Genomic DNA, 21439 nt, shown 5'->3' with positions numbered 1-21439 from the left:
CGGAGCGGATCGCGGCGTGAAGGGTATCGTCGAACAGTTCTCGAGATTCGGCGCGGCGCGTCTGGCGGCCATGCTCGCGGTCACGCTCGGGCTCGTCGGCTTCTTCGGCTTCGTCATGCTGAAGATGTCGCAGCCTGCGATGAGCGTGCTGTTCTCCGACCTCTCGCAACAGGATGTCAGCGCCATCCTGAAGGATCTCGACACGCGCGGCATCAAATACGAGCTGCGCGGCGACGGGCAGACGGTGCTCGTCGCCAAGGCGGATGTGCCGCGCCTGCGGCTGGACCTCGCCAGCAAGGGCATCCCGGCCGGCGGCGGCGTCGGCTACGAGATCTTCGACAAGGGCGACGCCTTCTCGTCGACCAGCTTCGTGCAGAACATCAACCATCTGCGCGCGCTGGAGGGCGAGCTGTCGCGGACGATCCGGTCGATCAGCCGGGTCCAGGCGGCGCGCGTCCATCTCGTCATTCCCGAGAGGCGCTTGTTCGAGCGCGACCGCGAGCCGCCGCGGGCCTCGATCGTGCTGAAGCTCGGGGGCGATCTCGATGCCGCGCAGGTGCGCGCGGTGCGCCATCTCGTCTCCTCGGCCGTGGACGGGCTGAAGCCCGAGCGGGTTTCGATCGTCGACGAACGCGGCCGGCTTCTGGCCGACGGCGCCCAGAGCGAGAACGGCATCGCCGGACTCGGTATCGAGGAGCGGCAGGTCTCGATCGAGAAGCGCCTGAAGTCGCAGATCGAGGACATCGTCGCCAGCATCGTCGGCCATGGCCGGGCGCGGGTGCAGGTTTCTGCCGCGCTCGACACCAACCGGGTCGAGAGCCGCTCGGAGACCTTCGATCCCGAGAGCCGGGTCGTCCGTTCGAGCCAGAACCGCACGGAGGCCTCGACGACTTCGGATGGCGCGGCCGCGCCCGTGACCGTCGGCAACGAGCTGCCGGGCGCCCAGCAGAACCAGGGCGGCGGTCCCGCTCCCAAGGATGCCTCCTCGAAGAACGAGGAGGTGGTCAATTACGAGATCTCGCGCACCACCCGCACCGAGGTGCTGGAGGGCGGCCGGGTCAAGAAGCTGTCCGTCGCCGTGCTGGTCGACGGCACCTATACGCGCAGCCCCGCCGGTGAGCTCGGCTATCAGCCGCGCAGCAACGAGGAACTCGAACGCATCGGCCAGCTCGTGCGCACTGCGGTGGGGTTCGACGACGCGCGCGGCGACAAGATCGAGGTCGTCAACCTGCGCTTCGCGGAGGCGCCGTCTGCGATGACCGAGATGGCCGAGCAGACGCTGATGCAGCAGCTGCTCTCCTTTACCAGGGAGGATCTCGTCCGGTTCGCGGAGCTCGGCGTCATCTCGCTGCTGACGCTGATCGTCCTGATGGTGGTCGTGCGGCCGCTGCTCAAGCAGGCCCTGGCGCCGGAGCCGGGCTCGCGGGCGCTGCCGGCCTTCATGCGGGGCGGCGTGGTGGTCGAGGCGAGCGATGCGACCGGGGACCCGGCCGGCTCGCGCGCCCTCGCCACCGTTTCAGAGGGCAGGACGGTCGAGGTCGAGGCGCCGTCGGAGCGCATGCTCGCCGTCGCTCAGATCAAGGGGCAGCTCAAGGCCCAGTCGGTCGAGAAGATCGGCCAGATGGTCTCGCAGAATCCGGCAGACAGCGTCGCCGTGCTGCGGGGCTGGATCCATGAAAAAGCCGCGGCGTGACGGGCCTCTGAAACATGGCTGAAGCACGTTCCATCGCCACGCGAAACCCAGGTGGCCAAGAGGTCGGCGCCATCGAGGGCGGCGGCCTCGGCGTCACCAACGTCGCGGAGATGACCGGCCCGCAGCGGGCCGCCGTCATTCTGCTTGTCCTGGGCGAGGAGCACGGCCGCGCGATCTGGGCGGAGTTCGACGACGAGGAAATCCGCATCATCACCCGTGCGATGGCGGAACTCGGCACGGTCGATTCCGACGACGTCGAGCGACTGATGCTCGACTTCGTCGGCAAGCTGTCGAGCGCCGGCGCGGTCACCGGCTCCTTCGACCGGACGATCTCGCTGCTGGAGAAGATCCTGCCCAGCGACCAGGTCGCGATGATCATGGAGGAGATCCGTGGTCCGGCCGGACGCAACATGTGGCAGAAGCTCGGCAATATCGACGCCGGCGTGCTCGCCAACTTCCTCAAGAACGAGTACCCGCAGACGATCGCGGTGATCCTGTCGAAGATTCGGCCCGACCATGCGGCCAATGTCCTGCGCAACCTCCCCAACGATCTTTCGATCGAGGTCGTAGGCCGGATGCTGCGGCTCGAATCGGTGCAGAAGGAGGCGCTCGACCATATCGAGAACACGTTGCGCACCGAATTCGTCGCGACCCTGACCCAGACGCGCCGCCGCGACCCGCATGAGATGATGGCGGACATCTTCAACGGCTTCGACCGCCAGACGGAAATCCGCTTTCTCTCGGCGCTCGATGCCTCCAACCAGGACTCGGCCGCGCGCATCCGCGCGCTGATGTTCACCTTCGAGGACCTGATCAAGCTCGATGCTGCCGGGCTGCAGACGCTGATGCGGCAGGTCGATAAGGATACGCTCGCGCGCGCCCTCAAGGGGGCGAGCGAGACCATGCGCACCTTCTTCTTCGGCGCGATGTCGCAGCGCGCCGTCAAGAACATGCAGGACGACATGCAGGGCCTCGGGCCGCTGCGGCTGAAGGAAGTCGACGAGGCGCAGACCAAGCTGGTCGCGCTCACCAAGGACCTGGCGGACAAGGGTGAGATCATCCTGTCCAAGGGCAATTCGGAAGACGAGCTGGTTTATTGACGATGAGTGGCGCCACGAAGTTCACGTTCGGCACGGATTTCCGCGAAGGCGGGCGCCGCGCCGCCGGCGAGGCGGACATCGCCGCCGCGCGGGCGGAGGGCGTCGTCGCCGGCCGTGAGCAGGGCCGCCGCGAGGCCGAAAGCCAGCTCAGCGGCCTGGTCGGCCAGTTGGCGCGCGCAGCCGAGCGGCTGCTGGCGCATGAGGCGGCGCATGCGGCCGAGGTCGAGGCCCAGGCTGCCCATGTCGCGATCGTCGCGGCGAAGGCGATGGCGGGCGCGGCGCTGGCGCAGCGGCCTCTCGCCGCGCTTGAGGGCGGCCTGCGCGAATGCCTGTCCCATGCCCGCCACGCGCCGCATCTGGTGATGCGCGTCAATAGCGACGCGGTGGAGGCGGCGGAAGAGCTGGTCAAGCGCCTGGCGCAGGAGACTGGATTCGGCGGCCGCCTGGTTGTGCTGGGCGAGCCCGATATCGCGTCTGGCGACGGGCGGATCGAATGGTCCGATGGCGGCTTCGTCGTCGAAACGGAACGGCTGGCTCAGCTGGTGGAACAGGCGGTCGCGCACGCTTTTCCCGGCTTCCGCCCACCTGCAGCGTAAGGACGACCGATGGCCTCGGACAACGATCTCAACCTGCCGCCGCTGAACCCGGCCGATCTCTCCTTCGATCAGAACGAGAGTTCGGTCGCGCGATCGGGGCCGATCCCGGTGAAGACCGCGGAGGATCTCGAGCAGGTCTTCGACGTACCGGTCAACGTCTCGGCGGTGCTTGGCTCCTCCAAGATCGCGATCGGCGATCTGCTTCAGATCGTGCCGGGCGCCGTGCTGGAGCTGGACCGGCGCGTCGGCGAGGCGATCGACATCTTCGTCAACGAGCGGCTGGTGGCCCGCGGCGAGGTCGTCGTGGTCGAGGACCGGCTCGGCGTGACCATGACCGAAATCATCAAGGCCGACCGGTGACGACCGGCCGGCGCGCCATCACATTTCGCAGAAAGGCCTGAGCCATGCGCCTCATCATTGCCGGCGGTCTCAAGGGGCAGATCATCGCTGCGGCCAAGATCGCGATGTCGCACGGTGCGGCCGTGACCCACACCGAGAGCCTGGACCAGACGCTCGCCGTGCTGCGCTCCAAGGGCGCGGACCTGCTGATGATCGATGTCGCGCAGCCGATCGCGGCCTATGTCGCAGCGCTCGAGGCCGAGCGCATCCGCACGCCGATCGTCGCCTGCGGCACCTCGACCGATGCCCGCGCGGCCGTCGCCGCGATCCAGGCCGGCGCGCGCGAATATGTGCCGCTGCCGCCCGATCCCGAGCTGATCGCCGCCGTGCTGGAGGCGGTCGCGGCCGACCAGTCGAGCCTGATCTGGAAGGACCCGGCGATGGAGCGGGTCGTCCAGCTCGCCTCGCAGATCGCCCGCTCCGATGCACCGGTCCTCGTCACCGGCGAGAGCGGCACCGGCAAGGAGGTGATCGCGCGACACCTGCACCAGAAGTCGCAGCGCAAGGACAAGCCCTTCGTCGCCGTCAACTGTGCCGCCATTCCGGACAACCTGCTCGAATCCGAACTGTTCGGCCATGAGAAGGGCGCCTTCACCGGCGCCATCGCCCGCCGCATCGGCAAGTTCGAGGAGGCCAGCGGCGGCACGCTGCTGCTCGACGAGATCTCGGAGATGGATGTCCGCCTCCAGGCCAAGCTGCTGCGCGCGCTGCAGGAGCGGATGATCGACCGCGTCGGCGGCACTCAAGCCGTCAAGGTGGACCTGCGCATCATCGCGACCTCGAACCGCAATCTCGGCGATGCCGTGCGGGAGGGCTCGTTCCGCGAGGACCTGTTCTATCGCCTGAACGTGGTGCATCTGCGCCTGCCGGCACTACGTGAGCGGCCCGGCGACATCCTGGCGCTGACCGACCATTTCGCGCGCAAATATGCCGAGATCAACGGCATGCCGCTGCGCCCTGTCGCGGCCGACGCGCGCAAGCTGCTGCTCGCCAATGCCTGGCGCGGCAATGTCCGCGAACTGGAGAACACGATTCACCGCGCCGTGCTGCTGGCCCAGGGGGCCGAGATCGGCGCCGATGCGGTGATGACGCCGGAGGGCGAGACCCTCGGTCCGGCCGGCTCCCGCGACAGCGCGGCGCGTGCGGCACAGACCGCGGAGGCGATGACGCGCTCGCTCGTCGGCCATACGGTGGCCGATGTCGAGCGCGAACTGATCCTCGATACGCTCGACCATTGCCTCGGCAACCGCACCCATGCGGCCAAGATATTAGGGATTTCGATCCGCACGCTGCGCAACAAGCTGAGCGAATACACCTCCGCCGGGATCGCGGTGGCGGAACCAGGTCAGGCGCGCGTCAACGCGCTCTGACCGGGACGCCCGTCTTAATAATAGCGCCGGCGGTAATAGCGCGGCCGGGCGTAGTAGCGCGGGCGGTAATAAACGCGCGGGCGAGGGCGGTAGTAACGCGGCCGGGCGTAGTAGCGCGGTCGGGCATAATAGCGCGGCCTGCGATAGTAGTAATACTGGCTGAACTCGGCGTCGGTCTTGTCGAGGGCGTCCTTGACCTCGGCGCTCACCGCCTCGTCGTCCGGAACCGCGGCAGGCTCGAGCTCGGGCGACGGGGTAGGCTTCGGCTGGGCCGCTTCTGAAGCGGTGATCCCGCCAAGGCCCGCAGCGGCGAAGCCGCCGACCAGTGTCATGATGAATGAGCGTCTATCCACGACGTCCTCCAATAGGCTGTTTCACCGCATCCCCTGATCTTCTAAGGATGGAACCGCATCCAGGGATTAATGCGTTTGCATGATGCTAGGTTCCATTTACGGAATTATTTGACCCGCCCTTCGACAGGGTCGATGGCGTTCAGCGGGCGGGCGATGCTTTCGAGCGGCTTCCGCTCGGCCTTGATCGCATAGCGGCCGGCGAGCACCGCCGCCACCAGCATCAGCACGGCGCCGAAGAGATAGCCGCCGAAGACGCTGCCGCGCGAGCCGGTGTCGATCAGGATGCCGAAGAGCCAGGGGCCGGCGACGCCGCCCGCACCCGTGCCGACCGCGTAGAAGGCCGCGATCGCCAGCGCCCGCATTTCGACCGGAAAGGTTTCGCTGACCGTCAGATAGGCCGAGCTCGCCGCAGCGGAAGCGAAGAAGAAGACGACGCTCCAGCACAGGGTGAGCTGCTGCGCTGTCAGGAGGTCGCGCCAGAACAGATAGCCCGTTCCGGTCAGCAATATGCCGGAGAGCGCGTAGGTCGCCGCGATCATGGTGCGGCGGCCGATCGTATCGAAGAACCGGCCGAGGATCAGCGGCCCGAGGAAATTGCCGGCGGCGAAGGGCAGGATGAACCAGCCGATGGCCTGCGAGGGCACCTGGTAGAAATCGGTCAGGATCAGCGCATAGGTGAAGAAGATCGCGTTGTAGAAGAACGCCTGCGATACCATCAGGGCGAGGCCGACGAGCGCGCGCTGCCGGTGCACGACGAAGAGCACGTTGAAGACCTCGCGCAGCGGCGTCGCCGCGCGCGGGCGCAGATGCGTCAGCGGCAGCTTCTCGCCTGGCTGCGGCAGCATGCCGGACCGCGCCTCGATCGAGGCGACGATGGCGGCGGCCTCGTCGGCGCGGCCATGGCTGATCAGCCAGCGCGGACTTTCCGGAATCCATTGCCGCAGGACCAGGATGATGAGGCCGAGCGCCGAGCCGATGAAGAAGGCGAGGCGCCAGCCGATCTCCGGATCGATCACGGCGGGGTTCAGCAGGACGATCGCGCCGATTGCGCCGAGCGCGGCCCCGACCCAGAAGGAGCCGTTGATGACGAGATCGACCCAGCCGCGCACGCGGGCCGGGACCAGCTCCTGAATCGTCGAGTTGATGGCCGTGTACTCGCCGCCGATGCCCATGCCGGTGAAGAAGCGGAAGACGATGAAGCTCCAGAAATTCCAGGAGAAGGCGGTCGCGGCGGTTGCCGCGAGATAGACCAGCACCGTGATCGTGAAGAGCTTCTTGCGGCCGAGCCGGTCGGTCAGCCAGCCGAAGAACAGGGCGCCGAGGACCGCACCGGCAATATAGGCGGCGCCGGCCATGCCGACCTCGGTGTTGGTGAAGCGCAGCGCCGGACTGTCCTTCAGCGCGCCGGAAACCGACCCGGCCAGCGTGACTTCGAGCCCGTCGAGGATCCAGGTCACGCCGAGCGCGACGACGACCAGCGTGTGAAAGCGCGACCAGGGCAGCCGGTCGAGCCGAGCAGGGACGTCGGTGGCGATCGTGCCGGTGGCGATGTTGGCGGCGCCTGCGGGGGATGAGTCCGGCGTTGTCATGCCGGCGATCTCCTGTCTGTTGCCCGGATTCTTCCAAAGCCGGGGCGGCTGGAGAGCCGCCCCGAAAAGTCAGGTCGAGATCAGCGGACGATCACGCGCCGGCGAACCACCACCGGCCGGCGATAGCGCCGCGGCCGGCGCCTCACGACGACGCGCTCGCGGACGACGACCGGGCGGCGATAGGGGCGACGATAAGGGCGAGGACGGCGCACGACGCGCTCGCGCACCACGACCTGGGAGAATTCGGCATCGGCCTTGTCGAGGGCCGCCTTGGTCGCCGCATCGAGGTCGCCAGCCTTGGCGGCAAGCTGCGGCTCGGCTGCATGGGAAAGGGCGACGCCGCCCAGGCTCGCGGCGGCGAGGCCACCGAAAAGGCTCATCACGAAGGAACGTCTATCCAAAGTCATTCTCCAGTCTCTCGGTTCGAGGAACCGTTGTGTCGTCTGTCGTCGCGCCTAAGAGGAAAGGCCAATGGGGCCGCAAAACGGCAGTTCAATAACAGTCCGTTCAGAAAAGGGTTCCGTCGTCGGTTTTATTCGGCGTCTTAACCACTCGTTCACCATAAGCTCGGCAAGAATTGCCGGGTTGCGCTCATGTCGGCGCAAGGAGCTGGCTGGCCTATGAGCGATGTGACGGCGGGGAAGAGCGGCGGCTTCGATATGAGCCGCGGCGCGATGGGGAAGCTCCTCAACCGCCCCGATCTCTTTCTCGCGATCGGCGTCATGGGCATCCTCGTGGTGCTCATCTTCCCGCTGCCGGTGGTGCTGCTCGACCTGCTGCTGGCGCTTTCGATCATCCTCTCCGTGCTGGTGCTGATGACCGCGCTCTTCATCGAGGAGCCGCTCGAATTCTCCGCCTTCCCGACGGTGCTGCTGATCGTCACCATGTTCCGGCTGGCGCTGAACCTGGCGACCACGCGCGTCATCCTTGCGCATGGGCATGAGGGCAGCGCTTCCGCCGGCCATGTCATCGAAGCGTTCGGCAGCTTCGTGATGGGCGGCAATTTCGTCATCGGCGTGATCGTCTTCACCATCCTGATCATCGTCAACTTCGTCGTCATCACCAAGGGCTCGGGCCGCATCGCCGAGGTCGCGGCGCGTTTTGCGCTTGACGCCATGCCGGGCAAGCAGATGGCGATCGACGCGGATCTGGGCGCCGGTTTGATCGACCAGGAGGTGGCCAAGGTCCGCCGCAAGGCTCTGGAGGATGAGGCGAACTTCTTCGGCTCGATGGACGGTGCCTCGAAATTCGTGCGCGGCGACGCGATCGCCGGCCTGCTGATCACCTTCATCAACGTGCTGGGCGGCATCATCATCGGCGTGGCGCAGCAGGGCATGGGCTTCGGCGATGCGGCGCGCGTCTATACGCAGCTGACAGTTGGCGACGGCCTCGTCAGCCAGATCCCCGCGCTGATCGTCTCGACGGCGGCGGGCCTGCTGGTCTCCAAGTCCGGCGTGCGCGGCGCCGCGGACAAGGCGCTTGGCAAGCAGCTCTCGAACTATCCCAAGGCGCTCGGCATGTCGGCGGCGGTTATGACGCTGATCGCGCTTCTGCCGGGCATCCCCATGCTGCCCTTCCTCGGGCTTGCTGCGGGCGCCGGCTGGCTGGCCTGGCGTGCAAGCGGGCTCGCCAAGGCGCGTGAGGCGGAGGTCGCGGTCGCAGCGCAGGCCGCCTCGCCGCTCCAGGCCGACGGAACGCCGAAGGAAGAGACGCTCAACGACCTGCTCAAGCTCGACGAGCTCAAGATCGAGATCGGCTACGGACTGCTGCCGCTGGTCAATGCGGCCGGCGGCCAGGACCGGCTGACCGACCAGGTGCGAGCGTTGCGCCGCCAGCTTGCGGCCGAACTCGGCTTCGTCATGCCGGCGGTGCGCATCGTCGACAACGTCCAGCTCGAGGCGAACCACTACTACATCAAGATCAAGGAGATCGATGCCGGTCACGGCATCGTCTATGCCGGCCAGTACATGGCGATGGACCCGATGGGCGGCAGCGTGAACCTGCCGGGCCACAACGTGCTGGAGCCGACCTTCGGCCTGCCGGCGACCTGGATCGACGGCGCCCTGCAGGACGAGGCGCAGCTGCGCGGCTTCACAGTGGTCGATGCGGCGACCGTGATCTCGACGCATCTCACCGAGGTGCTGAAGTCGCACATGCCGGAGCTGCTCTCGCATGGCGAGGTGCAGAAGCTGCTGCGCGAGCTGCCGAAGGACCATGCCGATCTGGTCAAGGAGATCGTGCCGAGCCAACTCTCGACCACCGGCATCCAGCGCGTGCTGCAGCTCCTGCTCTCCGAGCGCATCTCGATCCGCGACCTCGGCACCATCGTCGAAGGCATCGCCGAGGTCGCGGGCAGCATGCGCAACCCACGCGACATCGCCGAGCATGTCCGCATGCGGCTCGCCCGCCAGATCTGCGCACAGTTCTCGAACGGGCAGGGCAACCTGCCGATCATCACGCTCTCGCCGGCCTGGGAGAGCGTCTTCGCCGAATCCATCATCGGCCAGGGCGAGGAGCGTCATCTCGCCATGCAGCCGTCGCGACTGCAGGAGTTCGTGCATCAGGTCCGTGACAAGTTCGAGGATGCGGCGCGCATCGGCGAAATGCCGGCGCTGGTCACCTCCGGCATGGCGCGGCCCTTCGTGCGGCAGATCATCGAGCGCTTCCGCCGCGAGACCCCGGTTCTCTCGCAGGCCGAGATCCATCCGCGCGTCAGACTGAAGACGGTCGGCAGCGTCTGAGGGCCGGCTAGCGGGACCAGGCCCTCACGCGGGGACCGCTCCCGCCCGCTTTTCCACGGGTCGTCGATGCCCGCGGCGCAATGGTGGCGCTGCAGGGCTTTGCCTATGAGGGGCGCGCATGAGCCGCAATGCCGCCCTCTTCATCGTCCTTTGCCTGGTCTGGGGCCTGACCTTCCTGCCGGTCCGGATCGCCTCGGAGCACGCCTCGCCCCTGCTGCTGGCCTCGGCGCGCTTCGTCACGGCAGGCGTGCTGATGATGGCCTGGGCCGGGCGTGACCTGCTCAAGGTGCCGCGCACCGCCTGGCCGCGGCTGATCGCGACCGCGCTGCTCGTCAACACCGCCAATTACGCCTTCCTGTTCTGGGGCGCCGCCCATGCACCGTCCGGACTCTCGGCCATCGTCAACATGGCGACGATTCCGGTCTGGACGCTGCTCGCCAGCCGCGCGCTCGAAGACCAGAAGATCACCGCGCGCCGGGTCGCCGCGATCGCGCTGGGAACGGCAGGGCTCGGCTTCCTGTTCGCGCAGCGCCTTATGGGCGGCGGCGGCGCGCCGGGCGATGCGCTGGAGGCCTGGGGGCTCGCCTCGGTCGCCTTCGGCACCTTGGCCTATTGCGTGGGTGGGGTGTTGAGCCGGCGGATTGCCGGGACGATGCCGACACTGACGCTGGCGAGTTGGCAAACCGCGATCGGCGCGCTTGGTCTGGTGGTGGTGACGCTCGCGATCGAGCCCATCGGGGTCCCTGAACTGGCGGTGCTGCTGAGCTGGCCGGTGGCGCCGGCGGTCGGCTTCCTGGTCGTTGCTGGCTCGCTCGTCGGCTTCACGATCTATATCCGCCTGCTGCGCGACTGGGGCGCCTTCGGGGCCGGGCTCTACGCCTTCGTCAGCCCCGTTATCGCGGTTGTCGCGGGCGTGCTGCTGCTGGGCGAGCCCTTCGGGGCCAGCGAGGCAGTCGGCGCGCTGCTGATGTTCGGTGCGGCAGCGATCGCGCTGCGGCGCTGAGCCACCGGTCTTAAGGCGGCGGGGCGATGCGGGTGTGGCGCTTGAGCTGGTCGCGCTCGAAGGCGAGCACCACCGGCAGCGAGATCACCAGCGGCAGGATCAGGTAGAACAGTCGCCAGATCAGCAGCGCCGCGAAGACAGCCGGCGCCGGGATGCCGGGCATCACCGCCAGGAACACCGCCTCCATCACGCCGACGCCGCCGGGAACCTGGCTGAGCAGCCCGGCCGAGAAGGACAGCAGGAAGGCGCCGAGCACGATCAGGAAACCTGGATTGCCCTGTTCGGGCAGCGCGAAATAGATGATGCCGGCCGCACCGGCGAGTTCCAGCGGCGCCGCGAGATATTGCCGGGCGACGATCGGCAGGCGCGGATAGATGATCTCGAACTTGCCGATCCGCAGAGGCCTGAATTTGAGCCAGGAGCCGATCGTGTAGAGCGCGACGAAGCCGAGCATGCCGACCCCGATCAGACGGGCGGTGCTGTCGCCGATGGCGAACCAGCTCGAGAGCCGCCCGAGCGGACGCAGGATCTCGGGCTCGTAGATCAGCACCAGGCCGAGCAGCAGGATCGTGCCGAAGGCGAAGGTGAAGGAACAGAGCGCGACGAGTACCGCGACCTCGCCGGCGGTCAGCCCCTTCGCCGTATAGGCACGGAAGCGCACCATGCCGCCCGAGAAGACCGAGGCGCCGATATTGTGCGACAGCGCATAGGTCACGAAGGAACAGAGTGAGATGTAGAGCCAGGAGATGCCCTTCTCCTTGCCGAGATGCAGCAGGGAGATCCGATCGTACCAGGCGAGCGCGGCATAGGCGACGAGGGTCGCGAGACCGGCGTGGAAGAATGCTTCGGTCGGGATCACCGCGATCTTCTGGCCGATGCCCGAGGCGACGATCTTGAAGGCTTCCCACAGCCCGGCCTGTTCGAGCCGGGCGCTGACGGCCTCGTTGGTCAACGCCTCCGCCTTGAGCTTCTCCCAGAGCAGGTCGACAGACCAGACGACCGCCACGAGCCCGATGATCGGCCAGAGATAGTCCAGATAGCGCTTCATGGGACCGGCGGGCTGCGAGGGGCGTGACGACGAGGCAGGCACGCGAACGCCGGGGCGAAGCCGCGCTGACGTCTGTGTGCCAGCGGCCCGGGCCGAGGGCAAGCGGCGTTGCCGCCGCTTGCCGCGATCACAGGGCTACTTGCGGAGGGCTACTTGCCGTTCCTCTTCAACCAGGCGCGCATCATGGCGATCTCCTTCTCCTGTTCGGCGATGATGCCGTTCGCGAGCTTCTTGAGCTCGGGGTCCTTGCCGTGGACGAGCACGATCTTCGCCATGTCGATCGCGCCCTGGTGATGCGGGATCATGCCGCGCACGAAATCGGCGTCGGCATCGCCCGCATAGGCGATGTCCATGTCCTTGTGCATCTTGGCGTTGGCGGCCTTGTAGGCGACGGTCGCGAGGCTGTCGCTCTCCGAGACGGCCGGTGCGCCGTGGCCGGCATGGCCCTGATTCTGCTGGGCCAGGGCGGATCCGCCGAGCGAGAGGCCACCGATGAGGGCGGCGGCTGCCCCGATTGAATGCAGAGTTTTCATGGCGTTTTGTCCTTGGTTGCGAAACGGGACGCCCGCCGCTCGGGCAGGGCGGTTTCGCTCTTCGAAAATCGGTTGCGTTTTTAGCCGGCCAGGGCGGCGCGACGGGGCGGTCGCTCGGCCGGCTCGGGCTCGGTCTCAGCGACCGCCAAGGCCGGATCGGCGACAAGGCGCCGCCATGAAGGGGAGGCCGCCGCGAAAGCGCTCACCGGGCCTGCGCCGAGCAGCCCGCAGCCGAGGACGCAGCAGGATGGCGTGGACGGTCCGGCCTTGTCGCTCGCGTCCGCATCGTCATGGCAGGGCGCGGCGGCCTGGGCCCGATGGGCGGCGTGCCGGTCCACTGGCGCGCCCTTGGGAGGCGTCGCTGCCGGCGATGCGGCGGCCGCGTGGAAGGCGGAGGCGGCAAGCGTGGCGTGCGGCAGGACCCCAACCAGCATCACCGCCAGCGCCACGACGAGCCGCAGCAGGGCCGGGCGGTCGGGCCGGTCTGTGCGTGATCTCGAAGGGTTGCCATGCCGCGTCATCTCATGATCTTTCCGCCGCGATCATGTCATGATCGCGGCGTGGCGTTCCGCCCTCCGTTCCGGCAATCGCAGATTGCGCCAACCGAAGATAACGCCATGTCATCGACCCTGACCATCGGCCTCAACGGCACGACTGACCTGCCTCCCGGCAAGATCGCGGCCATCGTGACCTCGCTCGAGATGGTCGCCGCGCCGCCTGTGCGGCCCGATCCGCCGGGTGTCGAGGGCTTTTCGCTGGAGCGCATCGGAGCGCCCGAGGTCCAGCGTTATCTCGCCATGTACCGCCGGCTCGGCGAACGCTGGATGTGGTTCAGCCGGCTGGTCAAGCCGGTCGGCGAGGTCGAGGCGATCCTGGGCGACGCAAACGTCGAGACCTTCGTGGTGCGTCACGAGGGAGCCGATGTCGGGCTGCTGGAGCTGGACTTCCGGGTCGCGGGCGAGGGGGAACTCGCCTTCTTCGGTCTCGACGAAGCCGTGCTCGGCAAGGGCGCGGGACGCTGGCTGATGAACCGGGCGCTGGCAATGGCCTGGGCCAAGCCGATCGCGCGCTTCTGGGTGCATACCTGCACCCTCGACCATCAGGGCGCGCCGGAATTCTACCAGCGCTCCGGCTTTCGCGTGTTCAAGCGCGGCGTCGAGATCGATGACGATCCGCGGCTGGCGGGCAAGATGCGTCGCGACTGCGTCCCGCATCATCCGATCGTCGAGTAAGGGGGCGCGGACACCGCAAGGAGCTGCAGCAACTGCTCTAGCGAGAGAAACGTTGCTCTTGCCGGTCGGATAGAAGCATTTTGTCCGACCCATTCTCCTCTTTGCGGCCCGATTGAGTCGGTCGCCGGACGACCAGAGAAGCCCCAAACAGACCTAGCCGTCGATCTTCCGCGGTTCATTGATCAGGTCTACAACGGAAGCAGACTGCACGCCGCGCTCTGCAATTTCAGCCGGCAGCAGTTCGGAGACAACACGCCCGGCTCGCGATCAAAGCCGTGGCCTGATCCCGTCTGCTCGCAGAGCCGCACGCCAATCGTGTTTCAATTGGGAGGAGGCTGGATTGACGCAAGCCGATGCAGAACTCGCCGCCATAAGGGCGATGCTGGCAGCTGGACAGCGGCCGGTTGACGTGTCCGGCCGCCGGCAGCGGCTGGATGACCTGACCGCGCGTTACGAAATGCCACCGGATGTCGTCGTGGAGCCGGTGGATGCGAATGGGGTGGCGGCAGAGTGGACCACCACGCCGGCCGCCGACCCTGCACGGGTGATCATGTTTCTGCACGGCGGCGGTTACGTTTCCGGATCGATCAAAAGTCACCGGCATATGATCGCGCAAGCCGGGCGTGAGGCAGGCACGCGCACGCTGGCGCTTGGTTATCGCTTGGCGCCGGAGCATCCATTTCCGGCGGCGTTGGAAGATGCACTGACCGGATACCGATTTTTGCTAGCGCAAGGGTTTCTGCCGGAAAACATCGTCCTGGCTGGGGAGAGCGCGGGCGGCGGGCTGGCGATCGCGACGCTGGTTTCACTGCGCGATGCGGGCACTGCTTTGCCCGCCGGCGCGTGGTGCAGTTCACCATGGACGGATCTGGAGATGTCGGGTGCCACCATGCAGACCAAAGCTGCGGTAGACCCTTTGATCCAGGGGCCGTATCTGCACGAGTTGGCGGCGGCATATTTGCAAGGCAGCGATCCGCGCATGTCGATGGTCTCGCCGATTTACGCGGATTTGCGTGGTTTGCCGCCGTTGCTGATTCAGGTTGGGTCCGACGAAACCCTGTTGGATGATGCGATCCGGCTGGCCGGGGTAGCTGCGGCAGCGGACGTACGGACCACGTTGCAAGTCTGGCCGCATATGATTCATGCTTGGCACTTGTTCTATGCGCAGCTTGCCGACGGCCGTCGAGCGCTGGCAGAGGTGGGCGCCTTCGTGCGCGCCACGCTCGGTCGATCACCCGAGATCCGCTAATCCGCACAGGGCCGAACATAGGGCGTCCGCGTCTCGTCCCTCGTCTTGACAGCCGCGGCGGAACAGAAAAGCCCGCCGGACGGGCCGGCGGGCCTTGCACTCGATTCAGTGATCGCGTGGCGGCTCAGGCGCGCGGGCGCAGGCCGATCGAATCCATCATAGCCTGGTCGCGGGCGGCCTCGGCGGCGCGCTCGGTGGCCCGTTCGCGATCGTCGAGAATCTCGACCTTCTTCATGTCCTCGAAGGCTTCCTGCAACTCGGCCTTGGCCTCGTCGAGCTGGCCCTTCAGGTTGTCGGCGGACTGGCGCAGGTTGTCGCGACGGCCGAGCGCGGCCTTGGCGTAGGTCGGATAGGCGAAATGACCGGGGTCGGAGATGCCGGCCCGCGATTCCTCGCTCTGGATCTCGCGGTCCAGGTCGCTCGCCATGCGGTGAAAATCGGCGATCATCATCTCGATCTGGCTTACCCGGCGGCGCTTCTCGTCCACCTGGAACCGTTTGAGACGCAGAAGGGTCTCTCGCGACTTCATGTCGTTTCCAACTCCTGATTACGCATTGGCCGAGCGCCGACCCCTCGGCGCGCGACCGGAACTCCATACCGCGAGACAAAAAGCACAATGGACCAAGGAGGTTGACCGTTCCTTACCGGAATGCGCCGCATTCGACGCATGGCGCGGCCGCGCTCCTGCTCCTGACGCATGGGGGCAAGCCGCGCTACTAGCCTGATGCGGCCGCTGCCTCCGGCAGCCGTTCCGCCCGCCCGAGCTTGGATGCCCGCCTTGCCTGCCTTTCCGCGCTTTCCGAAGCATGGCCTGCTGATGTGCCTGCTCGTCGTCGCGACCATGACCGGCTGGGGGGCGACCTTCTATGCCTTGTCGGTGCTGGCGCGCGACATCCAGCGCGATCTCGGACTCGACCCGCGGGTCGTGTTCGGGGGCATCACCGTGCTTCTGCTGACCTCGGCCGCGCTGGCTCCCACCATGGGGCGCCATTTCGACCGCGCGGGAACGAGGGTGTCGATGTGCGCGGGCGCGGTGGTCTGTGCGCTCGGTCTGGCGTCTCTCAGCCTGGCACAGGGGCCGGCGAGCTATCTCGCGAGCTGGTTCGTGATCGGGGTCGGCCACGCCTTCGCCCTGACGACGGCCGGCAACGTCACCATCGTGCAGTTGATGGGCGCGCGCGCCCGGCGGGTGATCGGGTTGATGATGCTCGCAACCGCGCTGTCCTCCAGCATCGCCTGGCCGCTGGTCGCGCTGCTTTCGGAGAATCTGGGCTGGCGGGCCACCTGGCTCGTCCTGGCGGCGCTGCAGATCCTGATCTCGCTGCCGATCTACGCCTCGATCCCGCGCGGGCTCGCTCAAGCCGGCGGCCCCAGGGCACCGGCGGGGGCGCCGGGTGATAGCGAGGCCGGGCGCCTGGCGCCCGATCAGCGACGCAAGGGTTTCTGGCTGGTCGCGATCATCTTCTCGGCTAGCGGGCTGGTTTCCTGGGGGCTGCCGCTGCATCTGATCGACATCCTGCGCCATGCGGGGCTGGATCAGGCGGGTGCCGTCCTCGTTGCGACGCTGAGCGGCCCGGCGACGCTGCTGGCGCGGCTGACGGATGCCACGCTCGGGCAGAGGATTTCGGTCGAGCGCGCTGCGTTGGTCGGCATGGCGCTCGGCCCGCTGGCCTGCCTGATCATGGTGCTGGTGCCGGGCTCGCCTGCGGCGGCGGTCGCCTTCGTGCTGCTGTTCAGCGCGGCGATGGGGGTGATCGCGGTTGCGCGCGCGACCCTGCCGCTCGCGCTGTTCGGGCGCAGCGGCTTCGGCAGTCTGCTCGGCCGGCTGACGGTGCCGCTGAATTTTGCCTTTGCGGCCGCGCCCCTGTTCTTCGCCGTCATGATCGAATGGCTGGGGCGGCCGGCGACGTTGGCCGCCGCTGCGGCAATCCAGCTCGTCGCACTCGCGGCGATGCTGGCGCTGCTGCGCTTGTTGGCTCGACGCTGAAGACGGGCCGGCGCCGCCCGGCCGGAAGGCGTGGCACGCTCAGGGCTGCCGTGCCGCGCCCTCCTTGATCAGGTCGAGCCTCGCTGCGACCAGGCGCGTCAGCAGGCGATAGCCTTCCGCCGAGAAATGAATCCGGTCGGGATGGTAATTCGGGGTTCGCCGGTCGAATCCGTCGGTCATTTCCTGATCGACGTTGAGCGTCTGCAGCTTCGCGCGGATGCCGAGATTGGCCACGAAGCGCTGGCGTGCGTTGAACGCGAAGGTCGGGCCGCAGGGCGGAATCTCGACGGCCAGGATGGATGTCGCCGGCCAGAGCCGTTCGATCGCTCGCGCCACGGCGACGATGCCGGCCGTGATCGCCTCCGGCTCGTCGCCGCTGGCGAGGTTGTTGGTACCGATCAGGATGACGGCATGGCGGGGAGAAAACGCGGCTATCTCGGGCGCACGCAGGCGCCACAGGAGATGCTGTGTCCTGTCCGCCGCGACGCCGAAATTGAAGACATCGCGCCCCGAAAATGTACCTTCGGGCCAGTGTTCCACCAATGAATCGCCGAGCAGCACGAGGTCCGGCCGGGCTGCTCCGGCACGGTTCCGCAACATGGCATCGCGGGCCCACGCCTCGACGAACTGCGGAGGCGCGGGCGTCGTCGTCAGCATCGCGCGCAGGCCCTCTTCGCTTAGACCGCCGCCGGTCTCGCCGTCGAGCCCGCCCACGCGCCGCCCGCTCAGCGCGGCGGCGATGCGCTGGACAAGGGAGGCCGCGCGGGAGGCCGCACGCGCCTGCGGCCGGGGAGCCGTGGCGATGATCGAGGTTTGCCGCCCGACCCGCGCCGCCTTGTGCCGTTCGATTACCCGCCGCTGTTCGACGAATATCGCCCTGTTCGGTGCTTCCGCGACGAGTGCGGCGGACAGGGCGTCCGCCTCGTCATGGTTTTCGCTGTGAAGGAGATGCCAGGCGTAGCGGTGGCGCAGGATCGGATGGGAGCCGTCCAATGCCAGGGCCCGACGATGCATCTCGCCCGCTTCCTCGAAACGTCCCGCCGCCGCGAAGGCCTCGGCGAGTTCGCTGGCATAGCCGGCGTCCTGCGGAGACAGCGCCAAGGCGGCGCGCAGCAGGCCGATCTTCGTATGCATCCGGCGCTCGGGCATTTGGTGCGCGAGGGTCGCCAGATATTTGGGCGACCGGCGCCGCGCGCGGCGGGCGGCGAGCTCGATGGCCGGCACGTCCGCGCTGCCCCTGATGAGGTCGAGGATGACGCGTGACAACAGCCCCGTTTCCAGCAGGAAGGTGCTGCTCGGGTGGCCGGCATGGCGCAGGCGCACCGGGATCACGCTGCATTGCCGGGCCATCAGCGCGACGTGGCGGGCGTCGTCGTCATGCGGATCGTAGAAGACATAGCCTCGGCAGCCGGGCTCGGGGGCGAGATGGTCCCAGATGAAGTTCAGCCGCTTCGCATCGTCGAGCCAGCGCCGCTCGAAGGGGACGACCGAGGGGTCGATCGTGACTTGCGGCGAGAGCGCGATGAAGGCATCGGCTCCGAGCAGCCCGGCGAAGCGGAACGCCGCATAGCCTCCCATGCTCGAGCCATAGGTCGCGACCCTGTCATAGGCCTGCATCGCCGAGCGGATGGCTGCGGCTGCTTCCGCCATCTCGTCGTACTGGTACCAGTCGTTCTCGCGGCTGATCACGTGGACGGCGCCGACGCCGCGCTCCGCCAGGAAGGCCTGGCCGAAGCCCGGCCGATCTAGCTTCTGATAGTCGGTGAAGGAATCGAAGGTCACGACACCGACGGATGTGTCGCCTGACGGGACATGCCGAACCAGCAGGGCGTCCGAGCGATAGAGCTCGACCGGTTCCGTTGTCTTGGTGTGCAATATCAGAGCGGGCCTCTTCAGGTGCCGTTGCGGGAGCGGGTGAGCTCTCGTCTAATCCCCCGACCTCTCGCACGCAAAGCTTCGCGGGGGAGCGCGCGTCACCCGTTCATGATCGCGGCCAGCCGCGCATAGCACTCGGGCAGGGGGGTGGCGTCGTCCTTGGCCTGCTTCAGGAAGGCCTCGAGCGCCGGATTGAGCCGGATCGCCTCGTCGACCTCGGCGGAGGCGCCCTGGCGGTAGGCGCCGAGCCGTATCAGCTCCTCCATGTCGGCATAGGTCGCGAGCGTGGCGCGCGCCTTCTGGACGATGGGGTAGAAGGCCGGGTCGCAGGAGCGCGGCATGGTGCGCGAGACCGATTTCAGGATGTTGACCGCCGGGTAGCGGCCGCGCTCGGCGATCGAGCGTTCCATCACGATATGGCCGTCGAGGATGCCGCGCACCGCGTCGGCGACCGGCTCGTCATGGTCGCCGCCGTCGACGAGCACGGTGAAGAGGCCGGTGATCGCGCCGCTGCCGGTGCCGGGGCCGGCGCGCTCCAGCAGGCGCGGCAGTTCGGCGAAGACGGTCGGGGTGTAGCCCTTGGTGGTCGGCGGCTCGCCGGCCGCTAGGCCGATCTCGCGCATCGCCATGGCGAAGCGGGTGACGGAGTCCATCAGACACATCACCTGCTTGCCCTGGTCGCGGAAATATTCCGCCAGCGTCAGCGTGGTCATGGCGGCCTGCTTGCGCATCAGCGCCGGCTCGTCCGAGGTCGCGACCACCACGACGGAGCGGGCGAGGCCCTGTGGCCCGAGATCGTCTTGCAGGAACTCCTGGACCTCGCGGCCACGCTCGCCGACCAGGCCGATCACGTTGACGTCGGCGCGGGCATAGCGCGCCAGCATCGAGAGCAGCACCGACTTGCCGACGCCGGAGCCGGCGAAGATGCCCATGCGCTGGCCGAGGCAGCAGGTCAGGAAGGTGTTGAGCGCGCGCACGCCGAGGTCGAGCGGCATGCCGACGCGCTGGCGCGAATGGGCGGGCGGCGGGTCGTTGCGAAAAGTGAAGAGGCTCTCGCCCTGCGGCAGGGGCGGGCCGCCATCGACCGGCCGGCCGAGCGCATCGACGACCCGCCCGAGCCAGGCGGAGGTCGGCCTGATGCCCGGCGGCGCGGTGTCGACATAGGCGGGGCAGCCGCGGCGCACGCCGTCGAGCCCGCCATAGGGCATGACAAGCGCCCTTTCGCCGGAAAAGCCGATGACCTCGCAGGGGACGCGGCTGCCCGGCGCGATCTCGATCGCGATGCGGCCGCCCAGGCTCATCGCGCCGATCGGCCCGGCGATCTCGACGAGCAGGCCGCGCACCGCATTGACGCGGCCATAGACGGTGACGGAGTCAAGTCCGGCGATGGTCGAGGCGAGGCCCGAGAGCCGATTCTGGCCGTGCGCGGCGTTGTGCATAACGGCCTCCGTAAACCTTTCGTTTACCCGAGTGATTAACACTGTCTTTCGAACCTGCACCACGGCGCGGCGTCGTTTCCGACCCGTTCCGCGATACAGGTTCCGCGAAAAGCGATTTCGCGGGCGAGAGTACAAGACGATCCGTGTCAAATTCGACTCACCTCGGCAAGGATCGTCACCTTTCTCCCAGTAACCGCTTGCGCACGGGAATCACGGTTTGTTAACCATTTCCCGATAGCGTGTCGCGTGGCGTTTCATCGGGCAAGTGCGTCGTCGTCCAGGGTCGCGAGGGCCCGGATGAGAAGAGCGGTAGCTTGCCTGCGGGCGAAATTGGGGATGTTGACATGCGGGTTCTGCTGATCGAGGACGATAGCGCAACCGCTCAGAGCATCGAACTCATGCTCAAATCGGAGAGCTTCAACGTCTACACCACCGATCTCGGTGAGGAAGGCGTCGATCTCGGCAAGCTCTACGACTACGACATCATCCTGCTCGACCTGAACCTGCCCGACATGTCCGGCTACGAGGTTCTGCGCAGCTTGCGCGTCGCCAAGGTCAAGACGCCGATCCTGATCCTCTCCGGCCTCGCCGGCATCGAGGACAAGGTCAAGGGCCTGGGCTTCGGCGCCGATGACTACCTGACCAAGCCCTTCCACAAGGACGAGCTGGTCGCCCGCATCCACGCCATCGTGCGCCGCTCGAAGGGCCATGCCCAGTCGGTCATCACGACGGGCGACCTCGTCGTCAATCTCGACACCAAGACCGTGGAAGTGGACGCGGCCCGCGTTCACCTGACCGGCAAGGAATACCAGATGCTGGAGCTGCTCTCGCTCCGCAAGGGCACGACCCTGACCAAGGAAATGTTCCTGAACCACCTCTATGGCGGCATGGACGAGCCCGAGTTGAAGATCATCGACGTCTTCATCTGCAAGCTGCGCAAGAAGCTGGCGAACGCCTCGGCCGGCAAGAATTACATCGAGACGGTCTGGGGCCGCGGCTACGTGCTGCGCGAGCCCAACGACGTCGAGGAACGCATCCCGGCCTGATGCCGGGCCGGAACGTCCGTCACGAGGCGGTCATGTTCCGGTGCCACAAGGATCGCGACCTGATCGTCGGATGTACACGACAGGTCGACGGGGACCCCGCCGAGAGGCGGGGTTTTTGTTTGGCGCGAGCAGCGCGGTTTCGCCGCGAAGTAGCCGGACTGAATCGAGTTTCTTTCACCTCGAAGC

20 protein-coding genes are annotated in these 21439 nt (G+C 67.3%); 11 read left to right on the top strand and 9 right to left on the bottom strand.

What is annotated here, in order from left to right:
• Positions 1-16 precede the first annotated feature (16 nt).
• The 5 genes from fliF to ASE63_RS20970 all read left to right on the top strand — a co-directional run bounded on the left by fliF (position 17) and on the right by ASE63_RS20970 (position 5158).
• Positions 17-1693, top strand: a complete 1677-nt coding sequence (fliF, locus tag ASE63_RS20990; protein WP_056806012.1) for a flagellar basal-body MS-ring/collar protein FliF — start codon at positions 17-19, stop codon at positions 1691-1693.
• 110 nt (positions 1694-1803) lie between these two features.
• Entirely contained in the window at positions 1804-2793 is a 990-nt protein-coding gene (gene fliG, locus ASE63_RS20985; RefSeq protein ID WP_056806206.1) for a flagellar motor switch protein FliG, read from the top strand.
• Between the two features lie 2 nt (positions 2794-2795).
• Positions 2796-3389 (top strand): FliH/SctL family protein, encoded by a 594-nt coding sequence (locus ASE63_RS20980; protein WP_056806009.1) that lies wholly within the window; start codon positions 2796-2798, stop codon positions 3387-3389.
• 9 nt (positions 3390-3398) lie between these two features.
• Complete coding sequence (gene fliN / locus ASE63_RS20975) at positions 3399-3749, top strand: flagellar motor switch protein FliN (RefSeq protein ID WP_056806006.1); 351 nt, start codon at positions 3399-3401, stop codon at positions 3747-3749.
• A gap of 44 nt (positions 3750-3793) precedes the next feature.
• Complete coding sequence (locus ASE63_RS20970) at positions 3794-5158, top strand: sigma-54 dependent transcriptional regulator (RefSeq protein ID WP_056805998.1); 1365 nt, start codon at positions 3794-3796, stop codon at positions 5156-5158.
• A gap of 14 nt (positions 5159-5172) precedes the next feature.
• Here ASE63_RS20970 and ASE63_RS20965 read toward each other — a convergent pair whose 3' ends face one another.
• The 3 genes from ASE63_RS20965 to ASE63_RS20955 form a co-directional block, all read right to left on the bottom strand.
• Positions 5173-5511: a hypothetical protein gene (locus ASE63_RS20965; protein ID WP_156410513.1), complete on the bottom strand. Its 339-nt coding sequence runs from the start codon at positions 5509-5511 to the stop codon at positions 5173-5175.
• Between the two features lie 104 nt (positions 5512-5615).
• Positions 5616-7100 (bottom strand): MFS transporter, encoded by a 1485-nt coding sequence (locus tag ASE63_RS20960; protein WP_056805981.1) that lies wholly within the window; start codon positions 7098-7100, stop codon positions 5616-5618.
• Positions 7101-7180: 80 nt separating this feature from the next.
• Positions 7181-7501: a hypothetical protein gene (locus ASE63_RS20955; protein WP_156410512.1), complete on the bottom strand. Its 321-nt coding sequence runs from the start codon at positions 7499-7501 to the stop codon at positions 7181-7183.
• A 258-nt stretch (positions 7502-7759) separates the two neighbouring features.
• On the opposite strand from ASE63_RS20955, the gene flhA reads away from it, so the two are divergent.
• Positions 7760-9841, top strand: a complete 2082-nt coding sequence (gene flhA / locus ASE63_RS20950; RefSeq protein ID WP_244491513.1) for a flagellar biosynthesis protein FlhA — start codon at positions 7760-7762, stop codon at positions 9839-9841.
• A 118-nt stretch (positions 9842-9959) separates the two neighbouring features.
• Positions 9960-10844 carry an EamA family transporter gene (locus ASE63_RS20945; protein ID WP_056805966.1) on the top strand — a complete coding sequence of 295 codons (885 nt, stop codon included), beginning with the start codon at positions 9960-9962 and terminating at the stop codon, positions 10842-10844.
• 10 nt (positions 10845-10854) lie between these two features.
• Here ASE63_RS20945 and ASE63_RS20940 read toward each other — a convergent pair whose 3' ends face one another.
• The 3 genes from ASE63_RS20940 to ASE63_RS20930 form a co-directional block, all read right to left on the bottom strand.
• Positions 10855-11892, bottom strand: coding sequence for a YbhN family protein (locus tag ASE63_RS20940; protein WP_056805963.1), 1038 nt, complete (start codon positions 11890-11892; stop codon positions 10855-10857).
• Between the two features lie 149 nt (positions 11893-12041).
• On the bottom strand, positions 12042-12425 hold the full coding sequence (locus tag ASE63_RS20935; RefSeq protein WP_056805961.1) for a DUF305 domain-containing protein: 384 nt from the start codon (positions 12423-12425) through the stop codon (positions 12042-12044).
• 80 nt (positions 12426-12505) lie between these two features.
• Positions 12506-12946: a hypothetical protein gene (locus tag ASE63_RS20930; protein ID WP_056805958.1), complete on the bottom strand. Its 441-nt coding sequence runs from the start codon at positions 12944-12946 to the stop codon at positions 12506-12508.
• A gap of 96 nt (positions 12947-13042) precedes the next feature.
• Here ASE63_RS20930 and ASE63_RS20925 point away from each other — a divergent pair, with 96 nt between their 5' ends.
• Positions 13043-13657 carry a GNAT family N-acetyltransferase gene (locus ASE63_RS20925; RefSeq protein WP_056805955.1) on the top strand — a complete coding sequence of 205 codons (615 nt, stop codon included), beginning with the start codon at positions 13043-13045 and terminating at the stop codon, positions 13655-13657.
• Between the two features lie 379 nt (positions 13658-14036).
• Complete coding sequence (locus tag ASE63_RS20920; RefSeq protein ID WP_056806203.1) at positions 14037-14906, top strand: alpha/beta hydrolase; 870 nt, start codon at positions 14037-14039, stop codon at positions 14904-14906.
• A 124-nt stretch (positions 14907-15030) separates the two neighbouring features.
• On the opposite strand, the gene fliJ is transcribed toward ASE63_RS20920, so the two are convergent.
• Positions 15031-15435 carry a flagellar export protein FliJ gene (gene fliJ, locus ASE63_RS20915; protein WP_056805953.1) on the bottom strand — a complete coding sequence of 135 codons (405 nt, stop codon included), beginning with the start codon at positions 15433-15435 and terminating at the stop codon, positions 15031-15033.
• A 240-nt stretch (positions 15436-15675) separates the two neighbouring features.
• Between fliJ and ASE63_RS20910 the strand changes: the two genes are divergently transcribed.
• A complete protein-coding gene (locus ASE63_RS20910) occupies positions 15676-16893 on the top strand; it encodes an MFS transporter (RefSeq protein ID WP_056805949.1) in 1218 nt (405 codons plus the stop codon).
• Between the two features lie 39 nt (positions 16894-16932).
• On the opposite strand, the gene ASE63_RS20905 is transcribed toward ASE63_RS20910, so the two are convergent.
• Both ASE63_RS20905 and fliI read right to left on the bottom strand, forming a co-directional pair.
• On the bottom strand, positions 16933-18768 hold the full coding sequence (locus ASE63_RS20905) for a GDSL-type esterase/lipase family protein (RefSeq protein WP_056805946.1): 1836 nt from the start codon (positions 18766-18768) through the stop codon (positions 16933-16935).
• 98 nt (positions 18769-18866) lie between these two features.
• Complete coding sequence (gene fliI / locus ASE63_RS20900; protein WP_056805943.1) at positions 18867-20207, bottom strand: flagellar protein export ATPase FliI; 1341 nt, start codon at positions 20205-20207, stop codon at positions 18867-18869.
• A gap of 344 nt (positions 20208-20551) precedes the next feature.
• Here fliI and ASE63_RS20895 point away from each other — a divergent pair, with 344 nt between their 5' ends.
• Positions 20552-21253, top strand: a complete 702-nt coding sequence (locus ASE63_RS20895; protein ID WP_056805941.1) for a response regulator transcription factor CtrA — start codon at positions 20552-20554, stop codon at positions 21251-21253.
• The last annotated feature ends 186 nt before the right edge of the window (positions 21254-21439 follow it).

The organism is Allobosea sp. Root381, assembly GCF_001429395.1.
GTDB lineage: Bacteria > Pseudomonadota > Alphaproteobacteria > Rhizobiales > Beijerinckiaceae > Allobosea.
This window is presented reverse-complemented; position numbering and strand designations above follow the sequence as displayed.

What these genes read in the sequence shown, in the direction of transcription:
- ASE63_RS20920 (WP_056806203.1), top strand. Translation starts at nt 14,037, where the DNA reads ATGCTGGCAGCTGGACAGCGGCCGGTTGACGTGTCCGGCCGCCGGCAG.
- fliG (WP_056806206.1), top strand. Translation starts at nt 1,804, where the DNA reads ATGACCGGCCCGCAGCGGGCCGCCGTCATTCTGCTTGTCCTGGGCGAG.
- flhA (WP_244491513.1), top strand. Translation starts at nt 7,760, where the DNA reads ATGAGCCGCGGCGCGATGGGGAAGCTCCTCAACCGCCCCGATCTCTTT.
- ASE63_RS20935 (WP_056805961.1), bottom strand. Translation starts at nt 12,425, where the DNA reads ATGAAAACTCTGCATTCAATCGGGGCAGCCGCCGCCCTCATCGGTGGC.
- ASE63_RS20940 (WP_056805963.1), bottom strand. Translation starts at nt 11,892, where the DNA reads ATGAAGCGCTATCTGGACTATCTCTGGCCGATCATCGGGCTCGTGGCG.
- ASE63_RS20945 (WP_056805966.1), top strand. Translation starts at nt 9,960, where the DNA reads ATGAGCCGCAATGCCGCCCTCTTCATCGTCCTTTGCCTGGTCTGGGGC.
- ASE63_RS20980 (WP_056806009.1), top strand. Translation starts at nt 2,796, where the DNA reads ATGAGTGGCGCCACGAAGTTCACGTTCGGCACGGATTTCCGCGAAGGC.
- ASE63_RS20970 (WP_056805998.1), top strand. Translation starts at nt 3,794, where the DNA reads ATGCGCCTCATCATTGCCGGCGGTCTCAAGGGGCAGATCATCGCTGCG.
- fliJ (WP_056805953.1), bottom strand. Translation starts at nt 15,435, where the DNA reads ATGAAGTCGCGAGAGACCCTTCTGCGTCTCAAACGGTTCCAGGTGGAC.
- ASE63_RS20930 (WP_056805958.1), bottom strand. Translation starts at nt 12,946, where the DNA reads ATGACGCGGCATGGCAACCCTTCGAGATCACGCACAGACCGGCCCGAC.
- ASE63_RS20910 (WP_056805949.1), top strand. Translation starts at nt 15,676, where the DNA reads ATGCCCGCCTTGCCTGCCTTTCCGCGCTTTCCGAAGCATGGCCTGCTG.
- fliN (WP_056806006.1), top strand. Translation starts at nt 3,399, where the DNA reads ATGGCCTCGGACAACGATCTCAACCTGCCGCCGCTGAACCCGGCCGAT.
- ASE63_RS20960 (WP_056805981.1), bottom strand. Translation starts at nt 7,100, where the DNA reads ATGACAACGCCGGACTCATCCCCCGCAGGCGCCGCCAACATCGCCACC.
- ASE63_RS20895 (WP_056805941.1), top strand. Translation starts at nt 20,552, where the DNA reads ATGCGGGTTCTGCTGATCGAGGACGATAGCGCAACCGCTCAGAGCATC.
- fliI (WP_056805943.1), bottom strand. Translation starts at nt 20,207, where the DNA reads ATGCACAACGCCGCGCACGGCCAGAATCGGCTCTCGGGCCTCGCCTCG.
- ASE63_RS20925 (WP_056805955.1), top strand. Translation starts at nt 13,043, where the DNA reads ATGTCATCGACCCTGACCATCGGCCTCAACGGCACGACTGACCTGCCT.